This window comes from Streptomyces sp. NPDC057654 (assembly GCF_042800135.1).
Classification (GTDB): domain Bacteria; phylum Actinomycetota; class Actinomycetes; order Streptomycetales; family Streptomycetaceae; genus Streptomyces.
On record NZ_JBHVHQ010000408.1, the window covers coordinates 1 to 7,423 of the forward strand.

A 7,423-nucleotide genomic window follows, 5' to 3' on the forward strand; every position below is an offset into this window, starting at 1 on the left:
GACGGCCGCCGAGCGCTGTCGCTACCCGATCGCCGGGCAGCGGATGGGCAGTGTTCGGGCCATGATCGGGCGCTGTTCGGGCAATGGTTGGGCCATGGCGGGCAAACCCGTCGATGACGAATCATCGTGGAGGGCGTGACACTATGTGGTCATGCCCTCTGCTCTGACCGATCTTTACCGATACCCGATCGTGCAGGCCCCCATGGCGGGCGGCGCTTCCACTCCCGCGTTGGCCGCCGCCGTGAGCGAAGCGGGCGGGCTCGGCTTCCTCGCCGCCGGTTACAAGACGCCGGAGGCGATGTACGAGGAGATCAAGCAGATCCGCAGTCTGACCGACCGGCCCTTCGGCGTGAACCTCTTCATGCCGCAGCCCTCGGTGGCGGACCCGGCGGCGGTCGAGGTCTACCGCGAGCAGCTGGCGGGCGAGGCCGCGTGGTACGAGACGCCGCTCGGCGACACGGACGACGGTACGGACGACGCGTACGAGGCCAAGCTCGCGATTCTCGCGGACGACCCCGTGCCGGCGGTCTCCTTCACGTTCGGCTGCCCTTCGCGCGCGGTCTTCGAGAAGTTCGCGAAGGTCGGCACGGCGACGGTCGTGACCGCGACGTCGGCGGCCGAGGCGCAGGCGGCGCAGTGGTCGGGGGCCGACGCCGTGTGCGTGCAGGGCGTCGAGGCGGGCGGCCACCAGAGCACGCATCGCGACGACCCGCATGCCGACGGCACGGGCGCGGGGTTCGGGCTGCTCGCGCTGATCACCCAGGTCCAGGAGACCGTTCAGATACCGGTGATCGCGGCGGGCGGGCTGATGCGCGGCGCGCAGATCGCCTCGGTGCTGGCCGCGGGCGCGGTGGCGGCCCAGCTCGGGACGGCCTTCATGGTCTGTCCGGAGTCCGGGGCGCACACGCTGCACAAGCGGGCGCTGACGGACCCCGTGTTCGTACGGACAGAGCTCACCCGCGCCTTCTCGGGCCGTCCGGCGCGCGGCCTGGTGAACCGCTTCATGCGCGAGCACGGCCCGTACGCGCCGGCGGCCTATCCGCAGGTCCACTTCCTCACGTCGGGGCTGCGCAAGGCGGCGGCGAAGGCGGGCGACCCGCAGGGCATGGCGCTGTGGGCGGGCCAGGGGCACCGCTTGGCGCGGGAACTGCCGGCGGGCCAGCTCGTGGAGGTGCTGGTGGCGGAACTGGAGGCGGCGCGGGGGGCGTTGGCGGAGGGCGCGACGGCGGGGCCGGGCGTCTCCAGCGGTCGGCACGCGTCGCATGGGCCGTCGCACGGGTCGGCGCACGGGGTACGGGCGGCACACAGTTCGCAGGGAGAGGTCGTATGACGGCGCCGGTGTTCCTGGCGGACTCGCTGGCGACCACGGAGGCGGGCTCCGTGGTCGCGCTCACGGGCCCCGAGGGGCGGCACGCGGTCTCGGTCCGTCGCCTGCGGGTGGGCGAGGAGGTCATCCTTACGGATGGCGAGGGCGTGGGCGCGTACGGCACGGTGGCGGCGCTGGAGGGCAAGGACCGCCTGGAGGTGTCCGTGACGGAGGTCCGCACGGAACCGCCCGCGCGGCCCCGCATCACCGTCGTCCAGGCCCTCCCCAAGGGCGACCGCGGGGAACTGGCGGTGGAGACGATGACGGAGACGGGCGTGGACGCCGTCGTCCCGTGGGCGGCGTCGCGCTGCGTCACGCAGTGGAAGGGCGACCGCGGCCTCAAGGCCCTGGGCAAGTGGCGCGCGACGGCCCGCGAGGCGGGGAAGCAGTCGCGCCGCCTGCGATTCCCGGAGGTGTCCGACCTGATGACGACCCGTCAGGTAGCTGCCTTGCTGACGGAAGCCCCCTTCACCGCGGTCCTCCACGAGGAGGGCAGCACCCCCTTGGCCACCACCCCGCTCCCGCGGACCGGCGACATCATTCTCATCGTCGGCCCCGAAGGCGGCGTCTCCCCGGACGAGTTGTCCACTTTCGCCGAAGCAGGCGCGAAACCGTACCGCCTGGGCCCCAGCGTGCTCCGCACCTCCACGGCGGGCACGGCGGCAACGGCCCTGCTGCTGGGGCGGACGGGGCGCTGGGGCTGACGGCCCGCTGCGCGGGGCGGCGGCCCTGCCGGGGCTGACGGCCCGTTTCCGAAACCGTTCCTTTGCTCGGGCATTGCGGTGCTTTGGCCGAGCGGTGGTCTCCCGCTTCCTAGGCTGAAGCTTTGCGCGGGGCAGCGGGGCAGCGGGGCAGCGGGGCAGCGGGCAGGTGACGGGGGAGGCGTGCTGCCCCTCAACGGAGAGCTGTTCCGCCTGCCGCAGTCGTTCGGCAAAGGCGCCGAACTGCTGCGCCGGAATGTGATCAAGCTGGGGCAGGCGTGCCGCCGGGGCAAGGACATGCCATGTGTCGGGGAGCCCATCGATGTCGCCTCCGGCGACATGCTGATGATGCAGACCGACCTCGAATTGCCTGCCGACCTGCCGCTGATTTTCGAGCGGACGCACCTGTCGTCGTATCGGGCGGGAGTCTGTTTCGGCCCGGCGTGGGCCTCGACGCTGGACGAGCGTATCCAGCTCGACGCACAGGGAGTGGTGTTCGCCGCCGCGGACGGAATGCGGCTGGTGTATCCGGTGCCGCGGCCCGGGGAGCCGGTGTTGCCGGTGAAGGGCGCGCGCTGGCCGCTGGAGTGGGACGGGAGACCGGATGGGACCGTGACCATCACCGATCCCGGTACGGGGGTCGTCCGCACCTTCGGGCACTCCCGGCCGACCGCCGAACCGGGCACGGTGGAACTGCCGCTGGAGAGCCGGCACGACCGCAACGGCGCGCGTATGGACGTGGAGCGCACGGCCGAGGGCGTTCCGACGGGGATCCGCCACAGCGGCGGCTACTACCTGGCCGTCGATACGCAGGGGCCGCGGATCACGGCGCTGCGGCTGCTGGACGAGGCGCCGTCGCGCTACGAGCGGCGGGCGGGCGGCGCTACCGGTGCCGGCACCGGTAGCGGCGGCACAGTGGTGGTGCGTTACGGCTATGACGCGGCGGGCAACCTGGCCGAGGTCGTCAACTCCAGCGGCAAGCCGCTGCGTTTCACGTACGACGAGGCCGGGCGGGTCACCTCCTGGACCGACCGGAACGGAACGTCGTTCGGGTACATCTACGACGCCCGGGGCCGGGTGGTGCGCACAGAGGGGAGCGACGGGGTCCTCTCCGGCTCGCTCGCCTACGACGACGAGGCGCACACGACGGTATACACCGACTCGCTGGGCCGCCGAACCGCGTACCGGTACAACGAGGACGGCCAGGTCGTCTCGGAGACCGACCCGCTGGGCCATGTCACCCGCACCGAATGGAACGACCGGGGCGACCTTCGCGCCGCCGTGACGGACCCGCTGGACCGTACGACGCGCTATGCGTACGACGGGTCCGGCAACCTGACCGAGGTGACCCTGCCAGACGGTTCGGCGGGGCGCGCCGCGTACAACGGGCACGGCCGGCCGGTGGAGGTCGTCGACCCGGGCGGTGCGGTGTGGCGGCATGCGTACGACGAGCGCGGCAACCTCACGGCCACGGTCGACCCCATGGGCGCGGAGACGCACTACGCGTACGACGCCGCAGGCCACTTGATCGCGGTGACGGACCCGCTGGGGCACACCCGGCGCGTGACCGTCGACGCGGCAGGACTCCCTGAGGCCGTCACCGACGCCCTCGGCCACACGACCACCGTCCGCCGTGACGCCTTCGGCCGTGTCGTCGAGACGACCGATCCCCTGGGGCACACGACGCGGCTGGGGTGGACGACGGAAGGCAAACCGCGCCGGCGGGAACTGCCGGACGGGTCGCGGGAGACCTGGGAGTGGGACGGGGAGGGCAACCTCCTCACCTACACGGACGCGGCAGGCAACGTCACGCGCCAGACGTCCACGCATTTCGACGTCCCGGCGACCCGTACGGACCCGGACGGCGCGGTGTACGCGTTCGCGTACGACACGGAGCTGCGGCTCACGGAGGTGACGAACCCACAGGGCCTGACCTGGAGCTATGCGTACGACCCGGCGGGCCGCCTGGCGTCGGAGACGGACTTCGACGGCCGGACGCTGGCGTATGAGCATGACGCGGCGGGCGGTCTGACCGCGCGGACGAACGGCGCGGGGGAGGCGCTGCGGTTTACGCGGGACGCGCTGGGGCGGGTGGTGGAGCAGCGTGGCGACGGCGACGAGGTATCGACGTACGCGTATGACGCCGCGGGCGCTCTGGTGGGGGCGGCGAACGCGGATGCGGAACTGGTCATCGAGCGGGACGCGCTGGGCCGAGTGCTGACGGAGTCGGTGAACGGCTGTACGACGAGGTACGCGTACGACGCGCTGGGCCGCCGTATGCGTCGGGTGACGCCGACCGGCTTTTCGTCGGAATGGAAGTACGACGAGGAAGGGCGACCGGCCGAACTTCGTTCGGAAGCAGGGGCGTTGACCTTCGCGCACGACGAGGCGGGGAGGGAAACGGAACGATCCCTGGCGGGAGGGCCGGTCCTGCGCCAGAAATGGGACGAGAACGACCGCCTGACCGCCCAGACAATCCGTGGTACGCAAGCGGACGACCTTCTGCAACACCGCGCCTATGCCTACCGCCCGGACGGCTGCCTCACCGAAATCCGCGAATTGACCTCGGGTACCCGCCGCTTCGACCTGGACCGTATGGGGCGGGTAGCGGGCGTGAACGCGCATGGCTGGACGGAGCGTTACGCCTATGACGGCGCCGGCAATCTGACACGGGCCGAGGCCCCGGCGCACGAGAGCCCCGGAGCGCGGGATTTCGACGGCACCCTGATCCGCACGGCAGGCAGAACAGCCTACGAACACGACGCGCAGGGCCGCCTGACCCGCAAACGCAGCAAACTCCTCAACGGCCGGGTACGGACCTGGACGTACAGGTGGAACGCGGAGGACCGCCTGACGAGCGCCACAACGCCGTCCGGTGACACCTGGGTCTATAGCTATGACCCCTTGGGCCGCCGAATATCCAAGCAGCGCTTGACGGACATGGGGGAGGTGGCGGAGAAGACAACCTTCACCTGGGACGAAAGCCGCCTGGCCGAGCAGCTGACGCCCGACGGGCGGGCGACAACCTGGGACTACGCCCCCGACACCCACCGCCCTGTGGCCCAAACGGACCATCGCCCACTGAGTCATGCGGCGGGCGAGTCGCTGATCACGAAGTACGCGGAACTCTCGGACCCGTCCGAGGGCGCCCACTTCCATGCGGTCATCACCGACCTGGCCGGCACCCCGACAGAACTGATCACCCCTGCCGGGAAAGTAGCGTGGCAACATCGCACCACCCTCTGGGGAACGCGTTTCCCCGCTCCGACAGAGCCTGCTCCCGCAACGTGCCCACTCCGTTACCCCGGCCAATACGCAGACCCGGAAACCGGCCTCAACTACAACTACTTCCGCTACTACGACCCCGAAACAGCACGCTACGCCAGCCCTGACCCTCTGGGGCTCGAACCTGCGGACAATCACTATGCGTATGTGCCCGCGCCTCTTTCTTCGCTGGACCCGCTTGGGCTCTCGCCCTGCAACTTCAGCGTCGATGATCTGTACAAGGAAGCAACGGATATAAAGAAGGGGCAGCTGTCGCCCGCCGGGAGGGCATTGCAGAAGCATGGCGATCCCAGCCCGGGGAACATCGCCAAGCGCGGCCAGGCTCATGTGGACAAATATAATTTCGGTAAGCTCACGAATAGTGAGCGTACTGCAGTCGCGAATGAAATGATCCACGACATTTTGACGGACCCCAGTGTGGTGGAGTCGGTCAACACGTCGGCCTCGGCCCACTATGGTGGGATCACCCGTGACTTCCGGGTCAAGGGTGGTTGGGGTGCTCGGTGGAGCTGGCGCAACGGCAAAATGACGTTCGAAGGTTTTCTGTGACGGGTGAGCGGATGGGCAGTCGGTTGCGGTATCGCGTTGAGGACTTCGTGTTCGATGGTTCCCTGCGTGATGTTTGTATCCTCGATGCGAAAATCGAAGACTGGCAGCGAGTCTTCGACTCAGTGGAATCCGCAGGGTGGGAGGTATCTTTTTCTTGGACGCTTCTCGAAGTGCCCGTCGGGAGACTTCCCTCCGCCGGAGAGGTATTCGCGCGTCTGGAGCGTGAACCAGAAGAGTCGGCTTCGCTCGCTGTCCAGGTGGGGAACGTTTGGTTCACTTCTTATTTCTTCGAAGTGGATGAGATTGAATTTACGTTCGACCCTTCGGACGTGGTTGATCTGGAAACGTTCGCCCAACTTGAAAAGTTCATCCGCAGGCTTGGTGACTCTGTGGGCAAGCGAGTTGTGGTGACGATGGAAGGGAGCGACCATGCTGCGATGCCGTCGCTGCTTGAGTATGTTCCTGTGTGACGGAAGGCAAGCGCTGCTTGCCATCGGGTTGACGGACTCGGGGCGTCGTCGCCGTCCGGCTGCCCAGGTCGCCTGTTGACCGGCGGGGAGTAGGCGCGTGGATCCTGAGGTGCATTCCGAGATCCGATCCTGGATCGGTGGGTATACGGGAGAGCTCGACTCCGTCGATTTCCTTATGGGGAACTGCACGGTCGGGATGTGGCTGGCTTTCGCTCATCTGATGAACCCGGAGTTCGTGGAGGTGCGGGGCTGCGTCCTTTGGGGGCGTGTTTATGAGCCGGGGAATTTCGAAGAGTGGTATGCGCGGCTGGACGGCGATGGGCGCAGGGTGGAAGATCTGCTCAACCGATTCGTGGTGGGGTATGCCGTCGACTGCGGTGAGTCCGCCGAGGATGAGGAGGCGCTGAAGGATATCGCGCAAGCGCTCGCCTTCTCCTGGGGGGCCGCCCTTGCACGGAAATTCCCGTCGCGGCGCTTTCAGGTCCAGGTGCTGGCGACGGACGACGGGCCGACCGTTGTCTTCAGCCGGGCGGCGCCAGACGGTCCGAGTTACTGAGTTTGAACTCGGCGTGTCGTAGCTGTTGATAGGGGTACGTCGCCGCAGTGCGCCGTCTATATGAGGTACGTGCAGGGTGGCGGTCTGACGGTCGGGTGCGGGCTTCGTCTCGGGCCCTTCGGGCCCAGAGCGCCGACAGCGGGAGGGGGGGGGGGGGGCTGCTGTCGGTTTGCTGCCTGACGGGTGGGTGCGTGGCTGGGGTTCAGGCTGGCTCCGCTGCGCTGCGCCCGGGGTCTGCTGGGCGTCCGGGTGCGGTTTCCGCCAGTACGAGGAGGGCCCTTGGCTGGGGGGAACTCCACTCTGACGGCCGCTGGGCCCGGTATGTCCGACACGTCAGGTTCACCCTTCAACTGGGTGCCGTTGCGGCCCGGTTCCGCGTCCCATAAGGTGCTTTTGTCGGGCGGTAACCTCACCCTACCTGCCGGTAGCCAGCTGCGGAGCGCAGCGGGGCCTCCAGCGGGCACCACCACCGTCCCACCCGTCACTGCATGCGCTG

5 protein-coding genes are annotated in these 7,423 nt (G+C 68.8%); all 5 read left to right on the forward strand.

The genetic code is table 11. From position 1 onward, the window contains the following. Positions 1-151: 151 nt before the first annotated feature. Complete coding sequence (locus tag ACFU99_RS26030; protein WP_384396067.1) at positions 152-1,330, forward strand: nitronate monooxygenase; 1,179 nt, start codon at positions 152-154, stop codon at positions 1,328-1,330. Further along, positions 1,327-2,070 carry a 16S rRNA (uracil(1498)-N(3))-methyltransferase gene (locus ACFU99_RS26035; RefSeq protein ID WP_384396069.1) on the forward strand — a complete coding sequence of 248 codons (744 nt, stop codon included), beginning with the start codon at positions 1,327-1,329 and terminating at the stop codon, positions 2,068-2,070. The genes ACFU99_RS26030 and ACFU99_RS26035 overlap by 4 nt, the downstream gene beginning before the upstream one ends. Positions 2,071-2,250: 180 nt before the next feature. After that, complete coding sequence (locus tag ACFU99_RS26040; protein WP_384396072.1) at positions 2,251-5,901, forward strand: DUF6531 domain-containing protein; 3,651 nt, start codon at positions 2,251-2,253, stop codon at positions 5,899-5,901. Continuing rightward, positions 5,856-6,371 carry a hypothetical protein gene (locus ACFU99_RS26045; RefSeq protein WP_384396075.1) on the forward strand — a complete coding sequence of 172 codons (516 nt, stop codon included), beginning with the start codon at positions 5,856-5,858 and terminating at the stop codon, positions 6,369-6,371. Before ACFU99_RS26040 ends, ACFU99_RS26045 begins: the two co-directional genes overlap by 46 nt. Before the next feature lie 97 nt (positions 6,372-6,468). Then, complete coding sequence (locus tag ACFU99_RS26050) at positions 6,469-6,927, forward strand: hypothetical protein (RefSeq protein ID WP_384396077.1); 459 nt, start codon at positions 6,469-6,471, stop codon at positions 6,925-6,927. Positions 6,928-7,423 lie beyond the last annotated feature (496 nt).